General features: G+C 46.9%; 26 protein-coding genes. 22 read left to right on the top strand and 4 right to left on the bottom strand.

Annotated elements, in window-relative coordinates; all coding sequences use genetic code 11:
* Positions 1-64 precede the first annotated feature (64 nt).
* The 3 genes from KNQ08_RS07545 (at position 65) to KNQ08_RS07535 (ending at position 6,194) form a co-directional block, all read left to right on the top strand.
* Positions 65-1,336 carry an FtsW/RodA/SpoVE family cell cycle protein gene (locus KNQ08_RS07545; protein WP_149427635.1) on the top strand — a complete coding sequence of 424 codons (1,272 nt, stop codon included), beginning with the start codon at positions 65-67 and terminating at the stop codon, positions 1,334-1,336.
* Positions 1,329-4,763 (top strand): pyruvate carboxylase, encoded by a 3,435-nt coding sequence (locus tag KNQ08_RS07540; RefSeq protein ID WP_149427634.1) that lies wholly within the window; start codon positions 1,329-1,331, stop codon positions 4,761-4,763. The genes KNQ08_RS07545 and KNQ08_RS07540 overlap by 8 nt, the downstream gene beginning before the upstream one ends.
* Before the next feature lie 75 nt (positions 4,764-4,838).
* A complete protein-coding gene (locus KNQ08_RS07535; protein WP_149427633.1) occupies positions 4,839-6,194 on the top strand; it encodes a cryptochrome/photolyase family protein in 1,356 nt (451 codons plus the stop codon).
* A gap of 47 nt (positions 6,195-6,241) precedes the next feature.
* Here KNQ08_RS07535 and KNQ08_RS07530 read toward each other — a convergent pair whose 3' ends face one another.
* Positions 6,242-7,135 (bottom strand): COX15/CtaA family protein, encoded by an 894-nt coding sequence (locus KNQ08_RS07530; RefSeq protein WP_023468831.1) that lies wholly within the window; start codon positions 7,133-7,135, stop codon positions 6,242-6,244.
* Positions 7,136-7,460: 325 nt separating this feature from the next.
* On the opposite strand from KNQ08_RS07530, the gene cyoE reads away from it, so the two are divergent.
* From cyoE to KNQ08_RS07485, 9 genes are all read left to right on the top strand, one after another.
* Positions 7,461-8,393, top strand: coding sequence for a heme o synthase (gene cyoE, locus KNQ08_RS07525; protein ID WP_023468830.1), 933 nt, complete (start codon positions 7,461-7,463; stop codon positions 8,391-8,393).
* A gap of 64 nt (positions 8,394-8,457) precedes the next feature.
* The gene (gene coxB / locus KNQ08_RS07520; RefSeq protein ID WP_081637364.1) at positions 8,458-9,489 is read left to right on the top strand and encodes a cytochrome c oxidase subunit II; all 1,032 of its coding nucleotides are present in this window, start codon (positions 8,458-8,460) and stop codon (positions 9,487-9,489) included.
* A gap of 35 nt (positions 9,490-9,524) precedes the next feature.
* Positions 9,525-11,393 carry a cytochrome c oxidase subunit I gene (gene ctaD / locus KNQ08_RS07515; RefSeq protein ID WP_174514739.1) on the top strand — a complete coding sequence of 623 codons (1,869 nt, stop codon included), beginning with the start codon at positions 9,525-9,527 and terminating at the stop codon, positions 11,391-11,393.
* 1 nt (position 11,394) lies between these two features.
* Entirely contained in the window at positions 11,395-12,024 is a 630-nt protein-coding gene (locus KNQ08_RS07510; protein ID WP_029342161.1) for a cytochrome (ubi)quinol oxidase subunit III, read from the top strand.
* 1 nt (position 12,025) lies between these two features.
* A complete protein-coding gene (locus KNQ08_RS07505; RefSeq protein ID WP_029342160.1) occupies positions 12,026-12,355 on the top strand; it encodes a cytochrome C oxidase subunit IV family protein in 330 nt (109 codons plus the stop codon).
* 131 nt (positions 12,356-12,486) lie between these two features.
* Entirely contained in the window at positions 12,487-13,392 is a 906-nt protein-coding gene (ctaG, locus tag KNQ08_RS07500; RefSeq protein ID WP_023468825.1) for a cytochrome c oxidase assembly factor CtaG, read from the top strand.
* An 18-nt stretch (positions 13,393-13,410) separates the two neighbouring features.
* Positions 13,411-13,872 (top strand): DUF420 domain-containing protein, encoded by a 462-nt coding sequence (locus KNQ08_RS07495; protein ID WP_023468824.1) that lies wholly within the window; start codon positions 13,411-13,413, stop codon positions 13,870-13,872.
* Between the two features lie 12 nt (positions 13,873-13,884).
* Positions 13,885-14,490, top strand: a complete 606-nt coding sequence (locus KNQ08_RS07490; RefSeq protein ID WP_050677540.1) for an SCO family protein — start codon at positions 13,885-13,887, stop codon at positions 14,488-14,490.
* A 6-nt stretch (positions 14,491-14,496) separates the two neighbouring features.
* Positions 14,497-14,754 carry a hypothetical protein gene (locus KNQ08_RS07485; RefSeq protein ID WP_023468822.1) on the top strand — a complete coding sequence of 86 codons (258 nt, stop codon included), beginning with the start codon at positions 14,497-14,499 and terminating at the stop codon, positions 14,752-14,754.
* 145 nt (positions 14,755-14,899) lie between these two features.
* Here the strand turns inward: KNQ08_RS07485 and KNQ08_RS07480 are convergent, their stop codons facing one another.
* Together KNQ08_RS07480 and KNQ08_RS07475 are read right to left on the bottom strand one after the other, a co-directional pair.
* Positions 14,900-15,250 (bottom strand): YugN family protein, encoded by a 351-nt coding sequence (locus tag KNQ08_RS07480; RefSeq protein ID WP_023468821.1) that lies wholly within the window; start codon positions 15,248-15,250, stop codon positions 14,900-14,902.
* A gap of 110 nt (positions 15,251-15,360) precedes the next feature.
* The gene (locus KNQ08_RS07475) at positions 15,361-16,107 is read right to left on the bottom strand and encodes an ATP-grasp domain-containing protein (protein WP_241492307.1); all 747 of its coding nucleotides are present in this window, start codon (positions 16,105-16,107) and stop codon (positions 15,361-15,363) included.
* 95 nt (positions 16,108-16,202) lie between these two features.
* On the opposite strand from KNQ08_RS07475, the gene KNQ08_RS07470 reads away from it, so the two are divergent.
* Genes KNQ08_RS07470 through KNQ08_RS07450 form a run of 5 tightly spaced genes read left to right on the top strand, consistent with a single transcriptional unit; the run spans position 16,203 to position 19,066 of the window.
* Positions 16,203-16,670: a YlbF/YmcA family competence regulator gene (locus KNQ08_RS07470; protein WP_217448912.1), complete on the top strand. Its 468-nt coding sequence runs from the start codon at positions 16,203-16,205 to the stop codon at positions 16,668-16,670.
* 24 nt (positions 16,671-16,694) lie between these two features.
* A complete protein-coding gene (locus KNQ08_RS07465; protein ID WP_023468818.1) occupies positions 16,695-16,952 on the top strand; it encodes a YlbG family protein in 258 nt (85 codons plus the stop codon).
* A gap of 46 nt (positions 16,953-16,998) precedes the next feature.
* The gene (gene rsmD, locus KNQ08_RS07460; RefSeq protein WP_149427632.1) at positions 16,999-17,580 is read left to right on the top strand and encodes a 16S rRNA (guanine(966)-N(2))-methyltransferase RsmD; all 582 of its coding nucleotides are present in this window, start codon (positions 16,999-17,001) and stop codon (positions 17,578-17,580) included.
* On the top strand, positions 17,577-18,068 hold the full coding sequence (coaD, locus tag KNQ08_RS07455) for a pantetheine-phosphate adenylyltransferase (protein WP_029342153.1): 492 nt from the start codon (positions 17,577-17,579) through the stop codon (positions 18,066-18,068). The genes rsmD and coaD overlap by 4 nt, the downstream gene beginning before the upstream one ends.
* Positions 18,068-19,066: a SepM family pheromone-processing serine protease gene (locus KNQ08_RS07450; protein WP_064299609.1), complete on the top strand. Its 999-nt coding sequence runs from the start codon at positions 18,068-18,070 to the stop codon at positions 19,064-19,066. Before coaD ends, KNQ08_RS07450 begins: the two co-directional genes overlap by 1 nt.
* Here KNQ08_RS07450 and KNQ08_RS07445 read toward each other — a convergent pair.
* Positions 19,039-20,190, bottom strand: a complete 1,152-nt coding sequence (locus KNQ08_RS07445) for a tRNA(Met) cytidine acetate ligase (RefSeq protein WP_214723661.1) — start codon at positions 20,188-20,190, stop codon at positions 19,039-19,041. The genes KNQ08_RS07450 and KNQ08_RS07445 overlap by 28 nt on opposite strands.
* A gap of 171 nt (positions 20,191-20,361) precedes the next feature.
* On the opposite strand from KNQ08_RS07445, the gene KNQ08_RS07440 reads away from it, so the two are divergent.
* The 5 genes from KNQ08_RS07440 (at position 20,362) to bshC (ending at position 23,929) form a co-directional block, all read left to right on the top strand.
* Positions 20,362-20,871, top strand: coding sequence for a YceD family protein (locus KNQ08_RS07440; RefSeq protein WP_230088521.1), 510 nt, complete (start codon positions 20,362-20,364; stop codon positions 20,869-20,871).
* A 46-nt stretch (positions 20,872-20,917) separates the two neighbouring features.
* Positions 20,918-21,091, top strand: a complete 174-nt coding sequence (gene rpmF / locus KNQ08_RS07435) for a 50S ribosomal protein L32 (RefSeq protein ID WP_012370841.1) — start codon at positions 20,918-20,920, stop codon at positions 21,089-21,091.
* A gap of 83 nt (positions 21,092-21,174) precedes the next feature.
* Positions 21,175-21,984 (top strand): ketopantoate reductase family protein, encoded by an 810-nt coding sequence (locus KNQ08_RS07430; protein WP_035396708.1) that lies wholly within the window; start codon positions 21,175-21,177, stop codon positions 21,982-21,984.
* Complete coding sequence (locus tag KNQ08_RS07425; protein WP_023468811.1) at positions 21,981-22,337, top strand: DUF3397 domain-containing protein; 357 nt, start codon at positions 21,981-21,983, stop codon at positions 22,335-22,337. The genes KNQ08_RS07430 and KNQ08_RS07425 overlap by 4 nt, the downstream gene beginning before the upstream one ends.
* 29 nt (positions 22,338-22,366) lie before the next feature.
* Complete coding sequence (gene bshC / locus KNQ08_RS07420; RefSeq protein ID WP_214805187.1) at positions 22,367-23,929, top strand: bacillithiol biosynthesis cysteine-adding enzyme BshC; 1,563 nt, start codon at positions 22,367-22,369, stop codon at positions 23,927-23,929.
* Positions 23,930-23,935: the final 6 nt, after the last annotated feature.

The following is a 23,935-nucleotide window of genomic DNA, read 5'->3' as shown; positions in this document are numbered from 1 at the left end:
ACTCAAACGTGAAATGCGGCGTTTGGGTATTTTTTTTTAGAAAATGAAAAAAGGACGTGTACATATGTTAGCGAAGTTTAAAGAAAAACGAGCATTTTTTGACTATGGTCTCTTCTTTACGATGCTCATCCTCATGGCGATCAGTACGGTCATGGTCTATAGTGCGAGCGTGTGGAACGGTGGAGATTATGCGAATACGTCCTTCTTTGAGAAGCAGTTGATGTTTGATGCGATGGCGATCGTGCTGTTCCTTTTCGTTTCACAAATCAATCATGAGGTGTTCCGTGGACCAGTGATTCGTTTACTCTTGTACGCGATTACATGGTTGATGTTGATGGCGACGCTGTTTTCGGCACCACTAAACGGGGCTCGCGCATGGTTGAACTTCGGTATCTTCTTGATTCAACCAATCGAGCTTTGTAAATTCGTGCTCGTCGTCGGACTTGCGAGTTATTTTGATCAAAAGCACAAAGGGAAAATGGACGGCGTGATTGGGATCGTCCATCACTTCATCCATCGTCAAATTCCAGCGACGTCTCCAGGAAGACGGATTTTACTTAGTTTCTCGGACTGGATCTTGATTCCGATGGTTGTATTACTTGCACCTTACGCGATCATCATTCGCATGCAACCGGATGACGGCGGATTGTTCATTCTGTTACTCATCACGGCGATGATTTTATTCGCAGTTGGATTACCGAGTGGTTACATCATGTTATGTGTCGTCACCGTACCAATCATCTTCTTGTACGCATGGAATAATTTTTCGGATAATCAGATGCAACGGATTCAAGCAAGTTTGAATCCCTTCCTTGACGCAGAAGGGAAGGGGTATCAGCTCATCAACTCCGTCATATCGATTGCCCACGGGGGATTATTCGGAGTAGGTCTCGGGAATAGCTTTCAGAAGTATGGTTATTTGCCTGAACCTGAAACCGACTACATCATGTCGATCATCTCGGAGGAACTCGGGTTCGTCGGTGTCCTCGTCGTGCTTGGTCTACTGTTCTACTTGATGATTCAAGGTGCGGTCATCGCTAATCGGTGTGTCTCGCTTTACTCGAGCATGCTCGCTCTCGGGATATCCGGTATCATCTTCATCCAGACATGTATCAATATCGCGGCCATGTCCGGTCTGTTTCCAGGTACAGGTGTTACCTTGCCATTCATCAGTTACGGTGGGTCATCGTTACTCGTCATGAGTACGATGCTTGGTGTAATGGCGAACATTTCCATGCAAAACAAATATCGAGTGGCTTATCAGAAAGAAGTGCGGACTGCACGTTCGATGAGTGCCACAAGCTCATTAACTAAAGGGGGAGCATCAGTTGACTAAAATCCAGAAGATTCTCGTAGCAAACCGCGGGGAGATCGCGATTCGCGTTTTCCGTGCAGCGACAGAACTCGGTATTCGTACCGTTGCCATTTATTCGCGAGAGGATATGGGTTCTCTTCATCGCTATAAAGCCGATGAAGCTTACCGGATCGGAGAAGGGAAAAAACCGATCGAAGCTTATCTCGATATTGAAGATATCATTGCAACAGCGAAAAAAGCCGAATGTGATGCGATCCATCCTGGTTATGGATTCCTCTCTGAGAATATTGAGCTAGCCAAACGTTGCCGTGAAGAAGGAATCATCTTCATCGGACCGCAAGAAGAGCATCTGTATAAGTTCGGGGATAAAGTACGGGCACGAACGACAGCGATTGAAGCCGGTCTTCCTGTCATTCCAGGAACGGATGGTCCGATCTCATCCATTGATGAAGCGTATGCGTTCGCAAAGGAAGCAGGCTATCCACTCATGGTCAAAGCATCGCTTGGCGGTGGTGGACGCGGTATGCGTGTCGTCCGGACAGAAGAAGAGCTTCCAGACATGATCGAACGTGCGAAATCTGAAGCCTTGAAAGCATTTGGTTCGGATGAGATTTACGTCGAAAAATTAATCGAACGACCAAAACATATTGAAGTTCAAATCATCGGTGACGCCCATGGGAACATCATTCACTTGTTTGAACGTGATTGTTCTGTACAGCGTCGTCACCAAAAAGTCGTCGAAGTGGCACCTTGTGTGACGCTATCAGACGAAGGTCGACAAAAGATTTGTGACGCAGCCGTCACATTGATGAAGCATGTCGGATACGAAAATGCGGGTACGGTCGAATTTCTCGTGACACAAGATGAATCGTTCTATTTCATCGAGGTCAACCCACGTGTCCAAGTCGAGCACACGATTACGGAGATGATCACGGGCGTTGATATCGTCCAGACACAAATCCGTGTTGCTGAAGGCGAATCGTTACATAGCGACCTCGTTGGTATTCCGCAACAAGAAGACATTAAGATGCTTGGTTTTGCGATCCAAAGCCGAATCACGTCAGAAGATCCGGAGAACGGTTTCTTGCCGGATACAGGGAAAATTAAAGCCTATCGTTCACCAGGCGGTTTTGGTGTACGTCTCGATGGTGGGAATGCTTATGTTGGAGCGGAAATTTCACCATATTATGACTCACTGCTCGTTAAAATCTCGACGCATGGTTTGACATACGATCAAGCCGTTGCGAAGATGCGTCGAAACTTAAGTGAATTCCGAATCCGTGGGATCAAGACGAATATCCCATTCTTAAGCAACGTCTTGAAGCACCATGCGTTCGTCAGCGGGGATTACAATACATCGTTCATTGATGATACACAAGAATTATTCATCTTCCCGAAACGTCAAGACCGGGGAACGAAACTTTTGACGTACATCGGAGAGGTTTCCGTCAATGGATTCCCGGGAATCGGAAAATTGGACAAGCCGCTTGCGCGTGACGTCCGGATTCCGAGAAATCTCCCGACAGACTATACACCAGGTGCAAAAGCGATTCTCGATGCGGAAGGTCCAGAAGCCGTCGCAAAATGGTTGGCAGCTCAGGAGAACGTTATGTTGACAGATACGACATTCCGTGATGCCCATCAGTCGCTCCTTGCGACGCGGATGCGGACGAAGGATCTCGTTGCGATTGCAGAGGCGGAAGCGAAACTGCTACCTGAACTGTTCTCTGTCGAAGCATGGGGAGGCGCGACATTTGATGTCGCCTACCGATTCTTATCGGAGGATCCATGGGTTCGTCTGATGAAATTACGTGAAAAGATGCCGAACGTCCTCATTCAAATGTTGCTTCGTGGTGCGAACGGCGTTGGTTACAAAAACTATCCGGACAATGTCATTCACACGTTCGTCAAGGAAGCGGCGCAGGCAGGAGTCGACGTCTTCCGAATCTTCGATAGCTTGAACAACCCGGAGTCGATTCAACTTGCCATCGATGCGGTCTTGCCGACAGGTAAAATCGCGGAAGCAGCTGTCTGTTATACAGGGGATTTATTCGATGCGAATCGACCGAAATATCACCTGCCGTATTACGTCAATCTAGCGAAACAACTGGAAGAAAGCGGCGCTCATATCATTGCCATCAAGGATATGGCGGGTCTCTTGAAACCGGAGGCAGCCTACGCGCTCGTATCAGCACTTAAAGATGCGGTATCGCTACCGATCCATCTCCACACACACGATGCGAGTGGGAACGGGATTTATACGTATGCGCGTGCGATTGATGCAGGTGTCGACGTCGTAGACGTCGCGGCATCAAGCATGTCGGGACTGACGAGTCAGCCAGCGGGTGGTAGCTTGATTCATGCCTTAAGTGGTCATCCACGTCAACCGCTCGTATCAGCACAGAAGTTTGAACAGATTTCGGATTATTGGCAGGACGTGCGTCATCTGTATCAAGCATTCGAACTCGATATGATCGCACCGAATCCAACGGTCTACGACCATGAGATGCCGGGTGGACAGTATTCGAACTTACAGCAACAAGCAAAAGCGGTTGGACTTGCGGATCGTTGGTCTGAAGTCAAAGAGATGTATGCGCGTGTCAATATGCTGTTTGGCGATATCGTCAAAGTCACACCATCGTCAAAAGTCGTCGGAGACATGGCACTCTTCATGGTTCAACATCATCTGACAGAAGAGGATGTCTTGCACCGTGCAAGTGGACTTGATTTCCCGGATTCAGTCGTCGAACTGATGAAAGGGGAGCTCGGAACTCCACCAGATGGTTTCCCGCAAGACGTTCAACAGGCTATTCTCAAGGGAGCTGCTCCGCTGACAGAACGTCCAGGTAAGATGATGGAACCACTCAATTTTGATGCGATCAAACATGAGTTGTTCGAAAAACTTGAACGTCCAGTTACAGAATTTGATGCACTCGCTTACGCGCTCTATCCAAAAGTCTTCATGGACTACAGTTCGTATGTCGCGCGATATGGTGATATCTCTGTTCTTGATACGAATACGTTCTTCCATGGAATGCGTCTAGGGGAGACGATCGAGGTTGAAATCGAACGAGGCAAGACACTCTACCTCAAGTTGATTCAAATCGGTCAGCCAGACGATCATGGGATGCGGACGATCTATTATGAGATGAACGGTGTTCCTCGTGAAGTCGAAGTCAAAGACATCAGTATTAAGGAAAGTTCATCAAGTCGTCCAAAAGCAGATCGAAGCAATGCGAAACAAATCGGTGCATCAATGCCGGGTAGCGTGCTGAAGGTACTCGTCGAGACGGGTACACGTGTCCGTAAAGGAGAGCAACTCCTCGTCACGGAAGCGATGAAGATGGAAACGACGATCCAAGCACCGGAAGACGGTGAAATCAAAGCCGTCCACGTCAAGGAAGGCGAAGCCATCGCAAGTCAAGACTTACTGATTGAATTCGTATAAGGTCACAACGAAAAACAGGCGCACGCTCGGCGGGCTGCCTGTTTTTCATTCAATACGTAGTGGGAGAGGATACGATTGAACATTATTTGTTGGGTACGAAGTGATTTTCGATTACAAGATAACCACATGTTGGCACGTGCTGTTGAATTACTAAATGAAAATCCGAAGGCGACGGTCGAGTTCGTCTTTTGGCTCAATCCGGATTACATCGGAGAATATGAAGCACGGCAACAATATTTCTTCCAAGCGCTCGAGATGTTTTCTGATGCCTGCAAAGAGAAAGAGATGCCAATCCGTTTCATCGAAGGCGATGAACAGGCTTTCTTAGACGCAACTGGTGATGCGGACGTTTTGTTATTTAATGCGGAATATGTCGAACCATTCAAGACGCGAGATGAAAAAATCATTAAAAAGCGTAAAGATCGTCAGACGGAGCGACTACTAGACCGACATCTTCTTCACCCACATGACATTAAAAAGCAAGATGGAAAGTTCTATAAAGTATTCACGCCATATAAGAATGCATTCATGAAAAAAGATATTCCTGCACCATATGAAGTGAAATGGCAAACGCTGCGGGATCATTATCAAAAGCGTCAGCACGATAATAGTTTCATCAACGCTTATTTTAAAAAGGCAGAGTCGGAAGCCGTCTTCCATCCTGGTGAAAAGCAGGCGAAACAACGCTTGAAGAAATTCATCGAACAATCGCTTGAAGATTACGAAGAGAATCGTGATTTTCCTGCTGTCGACGGTACGAGTTTACTTTCTCGCTATTTACGGACTGGAGAAGTCGGCATTCGGACCGTCTATGCGGCTGTTCAGGAGGCAAAAGAATCAAAAGGGAAACAGACCTTCATCACCGAACTCATCTGGCGTGAATTCTATTACATGATTTTAATGCATTTCCCGGAATCAAAACGACAAGCCGTCAATACGCAATATCGGGAAATCGAATGGGAAGAAGATGAAGCGGGCTTCAAGGCGTGGTGTGAAGGCAAGACGGGCTATCCGATCGTTGATGCAGCGATGCGGCAATTGAATCAAACGGGGTGGATGCATAATCGTCTACGGATGATCGTCGCTTCTTTCCTGACAAAAGACTTGTTGGTCGATTGGCAGAAAGGCGAACGATATTTCCAGCAGAAACTCGTTGATTATGAAGCGGCATCAAACATCGGGGGTTGGCAATGGGCAGCATCAGTCGGAACGGATGCCGTCCCGTACTTCCGCGTCTTCAATCCGACGACTCAATCGAAGAAGTTCGATAAGGATGGAGAGTTCATTCGAAAGTATGTCACGGAAATCAAGGATTTATCAAAGCAGTATATTCATGAACCGACTGCTGAGCAACGCAAGGATTATGGCTATCCAGAACCAATCGTCGCACATGACGAAGCGCGAAAGCGTGCGATTGCTCGATTCAAATAATGAAAAAAGGATGTTCCTCGCTTGAGGAACATCCTTTTTTTACGACCTTATTGAAGACGACTATTTGCCTTACGTGTTCGGAATGCATGGTACGTCAAGTAAGATAAGACCCCGAAGTAACATGTGATCAAGAAGGCGTGGAGTAACGGCACATACGTTGCATGTCCACCAAGAACGATCCAAGCCCCAGTGGCGACTTGGCACGAGATGAAGAACGTCGCGAACGCCATACCAATCGTTGTCGTCCGATGCTTTAAGCGAATCGCAACGACATGGACGAATAAGGTGAACAGGAACAGTAATCCTGCCATGATCCGGTGAATCATCTGCACCCACGCTTCGAATGTCATGGAAGGTTGAGAACAGACAGGCCAACCAACGCAAGCATATGTAGCCCCGACGTGGCGTACGTAAGCACCCGTATAAACGACGATCAGCGTATAGATGAGTAGACCGTACAAGAGCTTCCGTAAGAATGCTGGGACAGATTCCCTGAATTCCTGACCCGGACGCTCCATGATCAACAGTGTCAAAATCAATAGCGAAGCAAAGGAAATCAAAGAGATTCCGAAATGTAACGCCATGACGAGGTCTGATTGTTGCCAAACGACTGCTCCAGCACCGACGATCGATTGAATCAACATGAAGATGAAAGCAAGAAACGCAAAGATCTTCGTATCTAATCGATCCTTGAAGGCAACGAGCGTCCAGAGACATAAGGCGATGATTAAGAGTCCAACGACTCCAGTCACAGCGCGGTGACTATATTCAATCATCGTTTCAACACTTGGGTTCGTCGGAATGAGTTCCCCGTGACAGAGTGGCCAATCCGTTCCGCAACCATCTCCCGAATCCGTTTTTGTGACTGTCCCACCCATCAGTAAGACGATCATCATCGTAAACGTGACGAAGGCTGAAAACATCGAAAGTTTTCGATTCAAGATTTGGACACCACCTTTCTAAAAAAATACGAAATACATGGATTTCCATAGGTCTAGTATCGCATAAAAAGTACTGAAAGGGTTGCAATCTTTTAGAACAACGCTATTCTAGTATTAGGTAAATATGGTGAACTGTGATGAAAATCACATAGATTTCACATTTTGTTCATTATGTCGAAAGTATTTTCATACGTCACGGTCCTCGATATGTGGTATCTTTTATAGAGAAAAGGGCGTTTCGTGGCATGTCTGTGTTATTTCTGTGAAGAAATTACGTGAAGCCTAGGTGCTAAACGGAAGCAGACGGTGAAAAGGAGGGAACAGCATGGCGAAAGTTACTGGAGAGGCACTGGATATGGCGATCGAGCAAGCAGATCAGCCGACATTCAAGGACTATATTACCCTAGCAAAAATGGGGATTGTCCGTGCCAATCTGATTACGGTCTTCGCGGGGTATGTCGTAGCAGCATCGTACATAACGGATGATGTCCTGTTGTACTTGTGGCAAACCAAGTGGATGTTACTGTGGACGCTTCTCGGGAGTGGATTGGTCATTGCCGGAAGTTGCTACCTCAATAACTACATTGACCGGGACATCGATTACAAGATGGAACGGACGATGGGAAGACCAAGCGTTACTGGGAAGATGGATGGACAGCGGATACTCGCACTAGGACTCGGTATTCTTGCGACCGGTACGGTATTGTTGTTGATCGTCAACCATGTGGCGGCAGTGTTCGGATTGATCGGATCATTCGTTTACGTCGTGATTTATACGATGTGGTTAAAGCGGACGCACACGATCAATACAGTCGTAGGTGGTATATCAGGAGCTGTGCCACCAATCATTGGATTTGCGGCAGTCACTCCGACGCTTCACATTGATGCGTGGATTTTATTCCTCATCATGTTCGTGTGGCAACCACCACATTTCCTTGCACTCGCGATGCGACGGACAGAGGAGTATCGGGCAGCAGGTATCCCGATGTTACCTGTCGTAAACGGATTCGCGATCACGAAACGACAAATTGTATGGTGGATTGCAGTACTCATTCCATCATCACTCCTCTTAGCACACTATGGCATCATCTACATGATCGTCATGGCATTGCTCGGTGGATATTGGCTCTATATGGGACTGAAAGGTCTGAAGATCCAAGATGAACAAGCCGAAATCAAATGGGCGTCGAAGATGTTCTTCTTCTCACTGTTTTATTTCACGGCTTGGATCGTGACGGTCGTACTCGTTTCTCTCTAAAACGATTTGACATAATTCACGTACACCATTACGAAAGACAAAATTGGGGACAAAGAAAGTGGGGATGGTTGTGAAAAAATCAGTAAAAATGCTCTTCCGGCTTCTTCCAATCGGCTTGATGGCACTCATGTTATCAGGTTGTGGAATTCCGGAATTGTCTGCGCTACAGCCTCGCGGAGAAGGCGCTGAGATGCAACTTGAGATCATCAAGCTTAGCTTGTGGGTCATGTTGTTCGTCCTTGCGATCGTAGCCGTCATTTATATTTACGTACTTATGAAATTCCGTCGTAAATCAGGTGATAACACGGTTCCGAAGCAAGTCGAAGGGAACCATACGCTTGAAATCATCTGGACAGTCATTCCGATTCTTCTTTTGATCGTTCTTGCAATTCCGACGATCAAAACAACGGTTGAACTCGCAGATGCAAAAGAAGCGAAGAAAAACGAACAAATCAACGTTACAGCAAACCTCTACTGGTGGGAGTTCGAATACCCAGACAAAGGTGTTTCGACAGGACAAGAACTTGTCATTCCAGTCGGTAAACGTGTTGCTGTTAACTTGACGTCTAAAGACGTCATTCACTCATTCTGGGTACCAGCTCTTTCTGGTAAAACAGATACGAACCCAGGTCTTGAAAACGAAATGTGGTTACAAGCAAAAGAAGCAGGCACTTACTACGGTAAATGTGCCGAGTTGTGTGGTCCTTCTCACGCATTGATGGACTTCAAAGTCGTTGCACTTGAACAAGACGACTACGACAACTGGTTGAAAGATATGAAAGCTGCGAAAGAAGCAGAGACGAAGCAGCTTGATAAAAAGAATGAAAAGAACTGGACGACTGGCGAGAAAGTCTATGCCCAGAACTGTCTCAGCTGTCATGGTGGCGGAAAAGTCGCACCTAGCTTGACGAACTTCGGTGATCGTCAACGTATCGCGGGTTACCTCGACCATGATAAAGAAAACCTCGAAAAATGGATTCGCGATCCTCAAAAAGAGAAACAAGGTACGAAAATGCCTGGATTCTCTGAAGATCAGATCAGCGATGAAGAATTGAGCGAATTGGCAGATTATCTATTGGACAAAAAGCTCCAATAATTTTTTAAGGGGGAATCATAGTGGGGACACATACTATGGGTATGCCGCAGAAAAAAAGCGGCATCATGGACTGGCTAACGACAGTCGACCATAAGAAAATCGGGATTCTCTACATCATGTCTGGATTGTTCTTCCTTCTAGTCGGTGGCGTAGAAGCCCTAATGATTCGTTTTCAATTGATTAAACCGATGAACGATTTCGTCAGCGGTGAACTCTTTAACCAATTGATCACGATGCACGGTACGACGATGATCTTCTTGGCAGCGATGCCGATGTTGATTGGATACATGAACGCAGCAGTACCGCTTCAAATCGGGGCACGTGACGTTGCGTTCCCATTCTTGAATGCACTTGGTTTCTGGTTGTTCTTCTTCGGTGGAGTCTTGTTGAACCTTTCTTGGTTCTTCGGCGCTGCACCGAACGCAGGGTGGACTGCATACGCACCACTCTCGACAGTACCTGAGTCTCTCGGTGTAGACTTCTATGCGTTAGGACTTCAGATTTCTGGTTTCGGTACACTTATGGGGGGAATTAACTTCCTCGTTACGATTTTGAACATGCGTGCACCAGGTATGAAACTGATGCGGATGCCGCTCTTCACATGGACAGCATTCGTTGCTTCTGCCTTGATCGTTTTCGCATTCCCACCACTTACGGTTGGATTGTTCCTCTTGACGTTCGAGCGACTCTTCGGAGCGCACTTCTTCGACCCGGCAGCGGGCGGGAACATCGTCATCTGGGAACACCTCTTCTGGATCTTCGGTCACCCGGAAGTTTATATCTTGATCTTACCGGCATTCGGTATTTTCTCTGAAATCATTCCTACATTTGCTCGTAAGCGTCTCTTCGGTTACACGACGATGGTCTTTGCGACGATGTTGATCGGTTTCCTCGGATTCATGGTATGGGTCCACCACATGTTCACAGTTGGTCTCGGTCCGGTCGCAAACGCGATCTTCGCCGTAGCAACGATGGCGATTGCTGTACCGACAGGGGTCAAGATCTTCAACTGGCTCTTTACGCTATGGGGCGGTAAGTTGACGTTCCCAGTCGCAATGCTTTACTCGGTCGCGTTCATTCCATCATTCCTTGTTGGTGGTATGACAGGGGTTATGCTTTCTGTTGCACCTGCCGATTACCAGTACCATGACAGTTACTTCGTAGTAGCTCACTTCCACTACGTTATCGTTGGTGGGGTTGTCTTTGGTCTCTTCGCAGGTCTTTACTACTGGTTCCCACTCATGTTCGGGAAACAGCTCAACGAATTCTGGGGAAAAATTCAATTCTGGTTGTTCTTCATCGGCTTCCACTTGACGTTCTTCCCGCAACATATTCTTGGTCTTACAGGTATGCCACGTCGTGTCTTCACGTACTTGCCAAACCAAGGCTGGGAAACAATGAACTTACTTTCATCAATTGGGGCAGCCTTCATGGGTGTGTCGACGATCGTTCTCGTCATTTCGATTGCAGCAGCATTGATGTCAAAAGAATATGTAAAACGCGACGTCTGGGGAGATGGACGTACACTTGAGTGGACACTTCCAGTTCCAACTCCAGAGTATAACTTCGCTCAAATCCCACTCGTCAAAGGTTTGGATACGTATTGGCTCGAAAAAATGGCAGGAAACAAAACAGTTTCTGTATCGGAAGAAGTCGGCGATATCCACATGCCGAACAACACGATCTTGCCATTCGTCATGTCAGTCGGTCTATTCCTCGCAGGTCTCGGATTCATTCTTCGCCTAGACTATGGAACTGTTGGTCTTGTCGTTGCCTTGATTGGTCTTGCGATGACATTGATCGCGATGTTCCTCCGTTCTTGGATCGATGATGAAGGATACTACATCCCGAAATCAGTCGTCGAAGAAGATCTACGCCTTGAAGCAGAAAAGGAGGCGAAGTAAGATGGGTCATCATTCAGTACCGAATAACCCGATCACGGGTATTCCGGATCATGTTGAAAAAGCAACACTTGAGGGTAAGAATAAATATGTAGCCTTCTGGTTCTTCCTTGGAGGAGAGACGACTTTGTTCGCCTCTCTCTTCGGGACATACATCGGTCTCCATAACTCCGGTGCAAAAGAAGGTCTACGCAGTTATGACATCTTCGAAATGGGTCTCGTCTTCATCATGACGATGCTCCTTCTCACAAGTTCATTAACAAGTGTTCTTGCGATGATGGCGATGAAACGTAATGATGTCAAGAAGATGAAAATGTGGTTAATTATCACACTTGTTCTTGGACTAGCATTCTTAGCGGGTGAGATTTATGAGTTCAATCATTACTACCACATCGGTCATACATTCACGTCGAGTGCATTTGGTTCTGCCTTCTACACTCTCGTCGGTTTCCACGGTGCGCACGTCTTGTTCGGTCTTCTCTGGATCTCGACATTGCTCATCCGGAACTGGAACCGTGGCATCACGGTCGTGAATGCGCCGAAGTACTATGTTTCAAGTCTTTACTGGCACTTCATTGACGTCGTCTGGGTCTTTATCTTCTCAGTCGTCTACCTCATGGGGATGGTGAAATAAGATGGAAAAACACGAACCGCAACTTACGCGCAATCAAATCGAGCTTGAGATGAAAGCAGAACGTGGTCGTGAGACACAACTGCAACTCATCAGTTTCGCACTCATGATTTTCTTGACGCTCATCGCTTTCGGTGCTGTCATGGCTGATCTCATGCCGCACTGGGCAGCTGGTGGTTTCTTGATCATCATGGCAATCGTTCAGGTTTACCTTCAGCTTTACATGTTCATGCATATGAACAACAAAGGCAACACATGGATCAAAGTCATGATGGGTCTTGGCATCTTCGTCGCCTTGACGATCGTTGCGACGCTTCGTCTGTTGATCTGGTAAGAAATGTGACCATTCTGCTAACGTTTAGCAGGATGGTCTTTTATTTTGGAATCGTTTTATGAGAAACCTTTACAATGAAATAGGGGAACGGTAATCTTAGTTTGTAAGAGAAAGGAACGGGGTGAAAAAATATGTTAGGCAATTTAAGGGGAGCACTTTCGCAATTCGAATGGACTGTCTTATGGAGTCCGTATTATGCGTTGATACTCGTTGGATTGTATATCCTATATGCTGTCGTGACAGAAAAGTTGCGTCGTCCGGATGAGCCGGAAACAACGCTTGGGCAAAAGTTTTCGATGCTCGCGGCATTGATCGTTTTTTACATCGGTTTTGGAAGTCCATTAGACCTGCTAGCACATATCACGTTCTCAGCACACATGCTGCAGATGGTATTCGTCTATATGGTCGCACCGCCGCTCTTGTTGATTGCGATACCAGAGTGGCTTTATAAGCGCTTGTTCGATACACCGTATCTTGGTAGGATTCTTCGCTTCTTCATCAAGCCGCTGATTGCACTTGTCGTCTTTAATGCCTTGTTTACGTTCTATCACATGCCATTTATTTTTGATTATGTCTTGACGAACTATACCGTTCACCGTCTGTTCCACGGAACATTGATTTTCTTGAGTATGACGATGTGGTATCCGATCATTGCACCGGTCAATGAGGCGGACAGCCTTTCTGACCTGAAGAAGATGGTCTACATCGTAGCGAATGGTGTGTTGTTGACACCAGCCTGTGCCTTCATGATCTTCAGTCAAAGTTTTCAGTATCAAGCGTATCAGGATCCGGCGACGTTCGCGAAAGTACTCGCTTACTGTATGCCGAACAATGATTTAAGCGGATTGAACCTGGAACGATTGCTCGGAACGACAGATGACTTATTAGAGGACCAACGCTTTGGTGGTGTCCTCATGAAGCTCGGTCAAGAACTCGTGTATGGTCTATTCTTCGGACTGACCTTCTTTACATGGGTGCGCCGTTCAAAAAGTACTGCCGTGGATGAAGGCATGTCCTTCACACCAAAAGCGGATTAAATTGGAGGAAGTTGGAACATGAGTTATTTGCCGTTGATTTGTGTGTCGCTGATTGTCATCAGTGCGATTTTCGTAGCGATTGGCTGGTTTTTAATCGCCCAAACGCGTCGTAATATGAAAGCTCACCAAACCGTGATGACGATTGCAGCTGCACTCGCTTTATTATTCTTCATCATGTATGCCTTGCGTACGATTCTGCTCGGTAACACAGCCTTTGGCGGTCCAGAGTCCGTCAAAGCCTACTACACAGGATTCTTGATCTTCCACATCCTTCTTGCGACATCTGGTGGGGTGCTCGGTTTGATGGCACTCTATCACGCGTATAAGAAGAACTTTGCACGTCACCGTAAAATCGGACCGGTTGCCTCAATCGTGTGGTTTTTAACAGCCATTACCGGTGTGATCGTATACTGCTTATTATATGTCGTCTACGATCCGGGTGAGACGACGAACGTATTCCGGGCGATCTGGAGTCATTAAGGGGGAGCCAACTTGAAAAAGAACAGTTACTTGACGGTCGCTGCCGTCGTCCTTATCTTAGTTGCGGCAGCCGGGGGATATTATTATTTCTTCATGAAAGAGAAGTTACCAGTCATCGCTGAACCGACGCCATTTGAATTAACGAATGCCGTAGACGGAAAATCATTCAATTCGGAAGACGGAAAGGTCAAAGTGTTGACGTTCTTCTACTCGAACTGTCCTGATATTTGTCCGTTGACATTGAATGATTACCGAAAGCTTGAGAAGAAGCTTCGGAGTGAAGAGTTATACGGAAATGACGTCGAACTCGTCGCTGTGACGGTTGATCCAAAAGTGGATACACCAAAAGTCTTGAAAAAGTATGCTTCGAACTTTGAAGCGGATGCTAAGGGATGGAAAGTATTGACGGGAGATCCAGTCGTCATCGATCGTCTGACACGTCAGTTGAATTTCTATTACTCGAAGGCTGAGAGTGGCTTAGTGACACACGGAACACAAATGTTCATTTTGGACCGTGAGAATAAAGTGCGGGCGATTTCATCGATGGCGAAGACACCGGATGAACCGGTCGACTTAGAAGAGGTCATGTCTTCGGTCACACAATTAGCAAAGGAGTGAAGGTAGATGACTTATGAAGAGTACATGCAAGGAGATGTTACCGTCTCTATTCAAGCCATCGAGGAATTACTTGCTTGTGCGATCGAGGATTATGGAATCCATCACTCCCGGATCAAACGGATGGACCGGGAAGAAATCGCATTTAGCGTAAAGGTCAATGCACCGGCAACATCACTTCACGCACTTTATCTTCATGTACGCGAGCAACTCGGGATTCAGCTCGGAGACGATGTCGTATCGTATGTACAATTCGTCGCGCGTTAAAAGCCGTTTCGCGTGTATTAAGGAATAACAATCAGGTGGACAGAACAGCTAATGATTTCGTGGATGATGCGAGGTCGTTAGCTTTTTTGTTTGGAATGAAGAACAAAAAATAGAGGCTCCTCATTGGAACCTCTACGTGTGGATCTTATTTTTCGAGTGTTTCGAGCAATGCTGCTAAACGACGTTCGCAGTCTTTGACGATTTCCGGAGGGAACGTCTCATCATACTCGACACCGTGTGGATAGTAGTGTTTCCCGAGAAGTGGTGTCATCATACGAACGACAGCATGGCGGTCTTCAATCTCGCCTTGGATCGCGTAGACAGGAACACGCAGGTAGAATACTTCACCTGTTGATTGTTTTTCATATTTCATGTCGTACATCGCGCGTTCGTAATCCCACTGTCCTTCACGAACGAAGCGGTGATGTTCCATGATTGTTTCGAGAAGACCGAACTTCAGTTCCTTGCCTTCGATGCCATATTGTTCAAACTTCATGTTTGAATCCCCCTATACCCCAGTTTGCTAGTAGATACTAGTCTTTCCAAACTATCATACCATAATGAATGAAACGATGACGTAAAAGATGTGAAGTCATTTTGAAGAATTCATGAACTTCCATATTTTCGTTCGACATATTCAAGGATCGTATCCGGTGCGTGGATACCAAGATGATTCAGTCCTTCTCCACCGAAGAAGACATTGAACTCAAGAACGTACCACTGTCCGTCACGGATGATGAGATCAAAACCGGCGTGATCGATATCGAGCTGTTTCGCGAGAGCGAGCACGAAGTCGATTGCTCCTTGTGGCACATCATCAAAATCAAGGACACCACCTTGAGCGACGTTATTTAAGAACTGAGCACCACCGACGCGCCAGTACGCAGCAAGAACTTGATCGCCGACGACGACGACACGTAAGTCCTTCTCATTCGGAATGTACTCCTGAATGTAGAACGTCTCGTGTGTATCCGTGTATTTTTTCCAGTCTGTTTCATTTTTGATGAGATGGACACCTTGTCCCATGGAGCTACGGACTGTCTTCGCAACGAACGGAAACGAAAATTCACGTAAGACACGTTCGACGGTGAATTCATTTTTTCCATAGATGCCGGTTCGAGGGATGTTATCCGGAATGACGGTTTGAAAAATCCGCGTCATCTCGATCTTGTCATGACCTAAGTGGAACGTAGCAGCCGACGGGAAAATCGGTTTTTTCATTCCGTAGATGATTGAGTGGATTTGCCAGTATTCCGGGAACAGGACGACATCCGCCTGTTCGATTTTTTTCAAGGAATCAAAGTGATAATCTGATTTGGCATGTTCCGTCTTGATTCCAATCGTCCGGAACATATTAAAAGAGAGCAGTTGCATAAAGTTCATTCCTTCCTTCTGAACAAATTATACACAATTCAACAGGCTAGGAGGGAGAGAAATGTTATGATAAGATGGTAAAGTTAAGGAGGAGATTCGTTGTGATATATACCGATAAGACGATTGACCTCATCAACGCAGCGGAAGACCTCATTCGATCTCTCGCTCAAAGTGAAACGGGGCAAGCATATAGATGTGCGAAACAAGCACAGCAAGAGTCAACAGAGGCACAGGCTGTCATTCGCGATTTTCATCAAGTCAAGGAGGACTACGAACTCGTACAGCGATTCGGACGGTATCATCCTGACTATCAGACGATCACGAAAAGGGTCCATGAAGTCAAACGGCGACTTGATTTACAAGAGGAAGTCGCGCAGTTTAAAAAGGCGGAAAAACAACTCGAGACGTTACTCGGACAAATCAGTCTGAAGCTCGCTGGAGAAGTATCACCGCAAATTAAAGTACCGACGGGAAATCCTTTCTTCGATCAAGGATGCGCTGGAGGTTGTTCGACCGGTGGCAGCTGTAGCTGTAGCGGATAACGAAGGTGAAGGGGGTAGGCTGGCGTGATCAAGGAACGAGTGGGACTCATCGTCTATGTCAATGCGATGAAAGCATCCCGTCAATTACGCCGTTACGGGAACGTCTACTTTACGTCTAAACGTGAACGATACGTTCATCTGTATGTCGATTTAGATCAGCATGAACAGGTGATGGAAGTCATTTCGACTCTCCCGTTCGTCGAATCGATCAAACGTTCAGAACGACCGTTCATCACGGAGACGTTCGCGAACAAAAAAGGTAAAATGCCAGAAGAAGCATAATCCATGGAGCGATGAGGACATCCTCGTCGCTTCTTTGTTGAAAGGAATGAAGGAAATGCGAGTCATTTCAGGGGAACGGAAAGGTACACGATTAAAAGCAGTGCCAGGGGATCAAACACGACCGACGACGGATAAGGTAAAAGAATCCTTATTCAACGTCATCGGTCCTTATTTCAACGGAGGACGAGCACTGGATCTGTTTGCAGGGAGCGGTGGTCTTGGGATTGAATCTCTTTCAAGAGGATGCGATGAGGCGGTGTTCGTCGACCAACACCATAAAGCGATCCAAACGATCCAAGATAATTTACGAACGACGCGCTATACGGACCAAGCACGTGTTTTAAAAAAAGATGTAGCGATCGCTTTAACGGAACTCGCATCTGAAGAGCCGTTTAAGTTGATTTATCTAGACCCTCCCTATGCAAAAGAGCGATTGACGGAACATGTCACGTACATAGAGCAACACGATATGCTGACGGACAACGGTGTCATCGTCTGTGAACATGACTCAGCGGTTGAATTGCCGGACCAGATCGGACGACTGGAAGTCGTGCGTCGACTTCGCTATTCCGCTGTCATCTCGATTACATTGTACGAATTCATGGAAGCGGAGGAAGACCACGAATGAAACGAATCGCCATTTGCCCAGGTAGCTTTGATCCGATCACAAACGGACATTTAGACATCATCGAGCGTGCCGTTCCGATTTTTGATGAGATCATCGTTGCCGTACTGAATAATTCTTCGAAGCAACCACTCTTTTCTGTCCAGGAACGGATGGAGTTAATTGCCGATGTGACATCGCACTTACCTCAAATCAAGGTGGATTCCTTTAATGGTCTACTGGTCGATTATGCGGCGGAAGTCGGAGCAACCGCGATTGTACGCGGTCTACGAGCAGTTTCGGATTTTGAATACGAAATGCAAGTCGCTTCCATCAACAAGAAGATGAATGATCAAATCGAGACACTATTCATGATGACGAATAATCAGTATTCCTTCTTGAGTTCTTCGATCGTTAAGGAAGCTGCCAAATATGGTGCTTCCGTTGCCGATCTCGTACCGCCTTCTGTCGAAGAAGCGCTACGTCAGAAATATACGAAAGGAGAACTGTGATGAAAGCTTGGAAACCTGCCTTAGCAGCAATCATCGCTGCCTTGATCGTATTTTTCGTACCGCTTCCCTATTTCATCTCCTATCCGGGTGACGCGACGTCGACGGAAGATTTGATCGATGTGTCTGGAGGCGACAAGGAACCGGGAGATTTGATGATGCTGACGATCGCACAACGCCGGGCCACGCCTTACTTTCTCATTGAAAGCTTATTTCTACCGTTCTCCGAAACATCGAGTGTAAGTGATTATCTGTACGACGGCGAGTCGGACGCGCAGTATGAAACGCGTCAGAAGCTGTATATGGAAGAAGCGCAACATAACGCAACGATCGAAGCGTATGAATTGGCGGATCAAAAGGTCGATGTCGATTTCGAAGGGGTCTACGTCTCCGGCGTCATTCCCGGTGGTCCAGCCGAGGGGAAACTGAAGGCAGGGGATCGGATTACAAGTGTTGACGGAAAACCGATTACGTCATTTGAAGGTTTCATGAAGACGATTCAAGCGAAAAAAGCCAAAACAGCTGTTCCGATTCAGTTCACGCGTAAATCGGAAGACAAGAAGACGACGATTCGAGTGGATCAGTTATCTAAAGAGGTCAAGCGAGTCGGACTAGGTATTTACGAACCGCTTCCGATCTCAAACGTGACGACGGATCCTGATATTGCGTTTCAGGTCGAAGGTGTCGGTGGACCATCTGCTGGAATGATGTTCACCCTTGAAATTTATGATCAATTGACGCCGGGGGATTTGGCGAAAGGGCATAAAATCGCTGGCACGGGAACGATTGAAGAAGGCGGCAAGGTGGGACCGATTGGCGGAGCATGGCAAAAGGTCGTCGCTGCTGACGAGGCAGGAGCAGAAATCATGTTCGTGCCAGCAGGAGAGAACTACAAAGAAGCAAAACCATCCATCAAAAAACTCGGAACGAACATGAAGCTCGTTCCGATCAAGACAGTCGAAGATGCGATTGATTATTTAGAAGAACTTCCAGCAAAATAAGGAAAACGACGGTGTTCGAGCAACGCGTCGTAGCGAGCCAAGGGCAGTGCGTATGCAGCTGTCACTTGGCTCTCTTTCGTTAGCCAAGGATGACTCGTGAAGGTACTGAAGACGGTAGTCCGCGTTTTGATGGTTTTGAGTGCCTGTCGTCCTCGTTCTGAAAAGGCGAGGGGACGAACGAAATCAATATGGTCGTAATCAATCCGTGCGACCTCCTCTGCTGTCGTTGAGGTCAACAGATAGATCAGGGCACGTTGCAGGCTCGTCCGCGTATAACGGCGTGTTTTGACGTGATTCAGAAAGGTCTCGAATGTCGTTGCTTGTTTAGCCCCTTCGATGAGTCGTGGTGCTAACGAAGCGTCGATCCCAGCGATTCGCATCAACTCGGCTACTGGAGTCGTTAGTAGACGTTGTCGAATCCATGGATAATAATGCGAGAAGTTGGCGAAAGAGGCACTTGCTAAGACGTCTTCGGTCTGTTCAGGAAGTGCGAGCAGCTGACCGTGTGTCTGATGATGGGCGCGTATCGCGGTGGCGCTCATGATGTCCCCGGTGGATAAGTCGTGGTAGCCACTTCCAATCCGTTTCGTCGTGTGAAGCGATAGGGTATTTGCGGCGCGAGCGTAATAATAGCCAAGCGTATTGTTCGGTTGTGTCAAATCAAGCGTCCGTGAGACGCTCCTGAATGCTTGACTGGCGGCGTGAGCAGAAGAGAGCCCAGCTGATAATCCATCGTGTAACGCTTGCTTGTATGCAGGTGTCTCTTCGATCTGTTCCGCTGCTGCATGGAGAAAAGGTTCGATATCTCCGCACTCGCTTCCAAACGAAAGCGACTGACAGCCGATTGTCTCGGCAATCGTTACACCACCGAGTGCAAAGCGATCAGCACGCTGGACAGCAAAATAGAAGGGAAGTTCAAGAACGAGATCGATGGCACCGCTCGCGACGGCTGCCTGAGCACGTGTCCATTTATCCGTAAAGGCGGGCTCACCACGCTGCATGAACGTCCCGCTCATGATGGCGACGATGACGTCGGCATCCGTTTCCCGTCGTGCTGTCGTCGCTTGATAATAGTGTCCGTTATGAAACGGATTGTACTCTGAAATGATAGCTGTCATCCTCATGAAAACTTTCTCCTTTGCAAACCGAATTAAGTGCGGTAATATGGATAAAGACGTCCAAAAGTGTTCGTTCTCTAGCGATTTCAGTGTAAAGAAAAAACATTGACAAAACAAGATGTCCTCTCTATAATTCATATTGTTGCAATTGAGGTGATTCGGATGAAATGGTCCCTGATGCAATTGAATAAATTGCGCAATCTGGGTCAACTTCAGGTTAACGAGACGATCGAGCTCAATGAGCTAGTCGCCCTCCATCCGGATATCCGGGCGGTGCAACCTGTGCACGTTCGTGCAAATGCATCGTTTACATCGAATCAATTAATATTCAATCTTCGGATTACCGGCGAAATGACGCTTCCGGATGCCCGGACGCTAAATGACGTCGCTTATCCATTCGAGATTGAATCCATCGAGCCATTCCTGCTCGAGGTCGATGCTGTTTCGAACGAAGCAGATGACATCAACGTGCCGATCGGGAATACGGTCGATCTTCGACCGCTCGTGCAAGAATTGATTTTACTTCATGTGCCAGTGCAAGTGCATGGGGATGATGAAGAGAATCAGTTGGTTGAGGGGGAAGGCTGGACGATTCTTTCTGAAGAAGATCCAGAGGAAACCGAACCAAAAATCGATCCGCGACTCGCGGGTCTCGCTCAGTTCTTTAAAAAAGATCAGGATTCCTGATTTCTGAAGTAAAGGCGAGTGTATTTTTTCAAGGAGGTGGACAACGATGGCAGTACCATTCCGCAGAACGTCGAAAACACGCAAACGTCTTCGCCGTACTCATTTCAAACTCCGTGTACCAGGTATGGTCGAGTGCCCAAACTGTGGTGAAATGAAACTTTCACACCGCGTTTGTAAAGCATGTGGCTCGTACAAAGGTAAAGAAATCGTCAGCAAATAAGCTGATTGATCGGTATAAAAGCGACCTTCGAATCGAGAAATCGGTTTTAAGGTCGCTTTTTTCATGAAAGGGGATATGAATAGATGAATGTTGGAATCATTGGCGCGGGTGCCATCGGGTTATTGCTTGCCTCTTATTTATCGGAAGATCATGCAGTCACGCTTTATGTGCGACAAGAACAAGATGAGGAACGACCAATCATTCGCGATGGACAAGCGAGTCGTCTCGTACGGATCCGGAAGATTGATCGGCTCGAGTCAGAAGACTTGGTGTTTGTCGCGACAAAGTCGTATGATATAAAAAGTGTGATTCCATTCCTTAAACGGCTGACGTGTCCCGTCATGTTCCTGCAAAATGGAATGGATCATTTGAAATGGAAAGAGCAATTGCCGCATGTCTTATTTGGTGTCGTCGAACATGGTGCCATGCGCACTGCACCGTTTGAAGTCCAGCATACTGGAAAAGGACGCATCCGCTACGGAAATCAAGAGGTAGTGAACTTGTCGTCAAAGCAGCTGTGCTTTGAACTTGAGTCAGATATGGAAGCCGTTTTATTGACGAAGCTGTTCATCAACGTCGTCATCAATCCAGTGACGGCTTATTACGGTGTTGAGAATGGATCCTTATTAGAGATGCCTTATCGAGAAGAAGCCCGTCAATTATTTGACGAAATGCGGACGATTTTCCCGCACCATGACATTACTTATTCCGAAATCGAGCGGATCATGAAGAATACGAGCAAAAATCGTTCTTCCATGTTACGAGATCTTGAGTATGGACGACGAACGGAAGTAGAACCGATACTTGGATACGCATTACGTCAGGCGACGACTGCGACGCCACGTTTATCTTTTTATTATGAACAGATCAAACAGAGGGAGGGTCCGCAGTGACAGTCTTCATCATTTTTCCTTTATTCAGCCTGATTGCGTTGTATCTCGTCTTTCTACTTCTATTTCGGAAACATGGGAAGGCTGTTCGATTTGCACTCGACTTTGGAACATTCATCGTTCTGTATGCGATTCATGTTGCATTGATTGCCTTGACCGGAACAAATTACTTAGGGTGGATCGTCATCGTCGTGTTGTTGGTGTTTGCGTTGAATGCACTCTGGCAACGAATTCGTCAACTTGATGTTGATTTGAGACAAATGATTCGCCACAGTTGGCGGATCATCATCTTGCTGGCATTACCCGTCCATTTCATACTGTTCGTACTCGGTATTCGTCAACTGTTCATCAGCTGACCAGTTAGGTAAGAAAGAAGGGATTTTGTTTGAAGGTACAACCATTTGAAGCCTTATACGATGATAACTCGTTGATGCATCGTGCTTCACGAGAAGAATTCTTAACATATGTCGACCACCTTGGAGAGAGTGGTTTAGCGTCGAGGAGCCGTTTGCTTGAAGAACGTCACTACCCGCATCTTGCGGCACTGACAGACGAACTCGAACGCCAAAATCCGAACATGACGGAGCGTTTGCGGGAACGTGTCGCGAAGCTTCGTACGGGTGAAGCTCAAGTTGTCATTACAGGGCAACAAACGGGTATCTTTGGCGGACCATTATATGCGATCTATAAATTGTTGACCTGTCTGAAGGTCGCGCAGCAGGCGGAAACGACACTTGGGCGGCCTGTCGTTCCGATTTTTTGGCTCGCGACCGAAGATCACGATTTTGATGAGATTAACCATGTTTACGTTCCGACAGCGGATTATCAAACGCGTAAAATCGCTGTCACACCTTCAGAATCGATTGCCCGTTCGGTCAGTCGGCTCTCTTTTGATCAAGCAGCACTTCTTGAAATCATCGAAGAGACATTCCGAGCAATGCCAGAAACGGTTCATACGAAACAATTAGTTGCGCGCCTGAAGCAACTCGTTGAAGCGTGTACATCGTATGGGATGTTTTTCTCACAATTGATCGGTGAATTGATCGATTTTGATGTTGTCTTCTTTGATGCGGATACACATTCTGTCCGTGAACTCGAGATTCCGTTCTTTGAACGGTTGATTCAAGACAATGCGGAATTTAGACGAGCATTGACGGATGGTATTTCACAGACGCAAGAGTTACCGGATACATTCTTGAACGAGGAAGCGGCGCATCTTTTCGTCGATGATCACGGTCGTCAGTTACTGTATCCGACAGCAGACGGATTCGAAACGAAACAAGGAAAGCAATATACGGAGCTTGAATTGATCGCGTTGCTGTACGCCAGTCCGGAACGTTTCTCCAACAGTGTCGTCACACGTCCATTGATGCAGGATTACCTGTTCCCGACGCTTGCCTATATCGGGGGTCCGGGGGAGTTAGCATACTGGACACGCTTACGACCGCTCTTTCATCATCTGAATTGGACGATGCCGTTATTGATTCCCCGCATGGGTGGGTTACTCGTGCGTCGTAGCGATGAAAAACGTCTTGCTAAACTCGAGGTGTCGCTCGAAGAAATCGTCCGATCAGGCGTTCCGATTCCGGTTTATTCAGAAGAGAAAATGACAGGACGTATGCAGACGGCAGCAATGTTAAAAGACAGTTTCGTCTCCGAATTCCTTTCGCTCGAACAGAATCTACTGCGGACATCGAGTAAGAGTGAGAAGGTCAAGAGACAGCTCGATCAAGCAGTCGCTAGTCTACTGGCAGAAGATCGACGTCGGTTCGATCGACAAACACGGCAATATAAAGAGACCGCTTATCATCTTCTTCCTGATGGAGCGCTGCAAGAGCGGATTCATTCTGTCCTCCCGTGGTTGAATTACCATGGTCTTGATTTTGTTCGGGACTTAAGAACAGCCTATGAAGCAAATGCGAGTGATCAACTGAAGATTTTCCTTTAAACCTGC

Origin of the sequence: Exiguobacterium sp. s46 (genome assembly GCF_018618875.1) — a bacterium.
Taxonomy (GTDB): Bacteria; Bacillota; Bacilli; order Exiguobacteriales; family Exiguobacteriaceae; genus Exiguobacterium_A; species Exiguobacterium_A abrahamii.
This window is presented reverse-complemented; position numbering and strand designations above follow the sequence as displayed.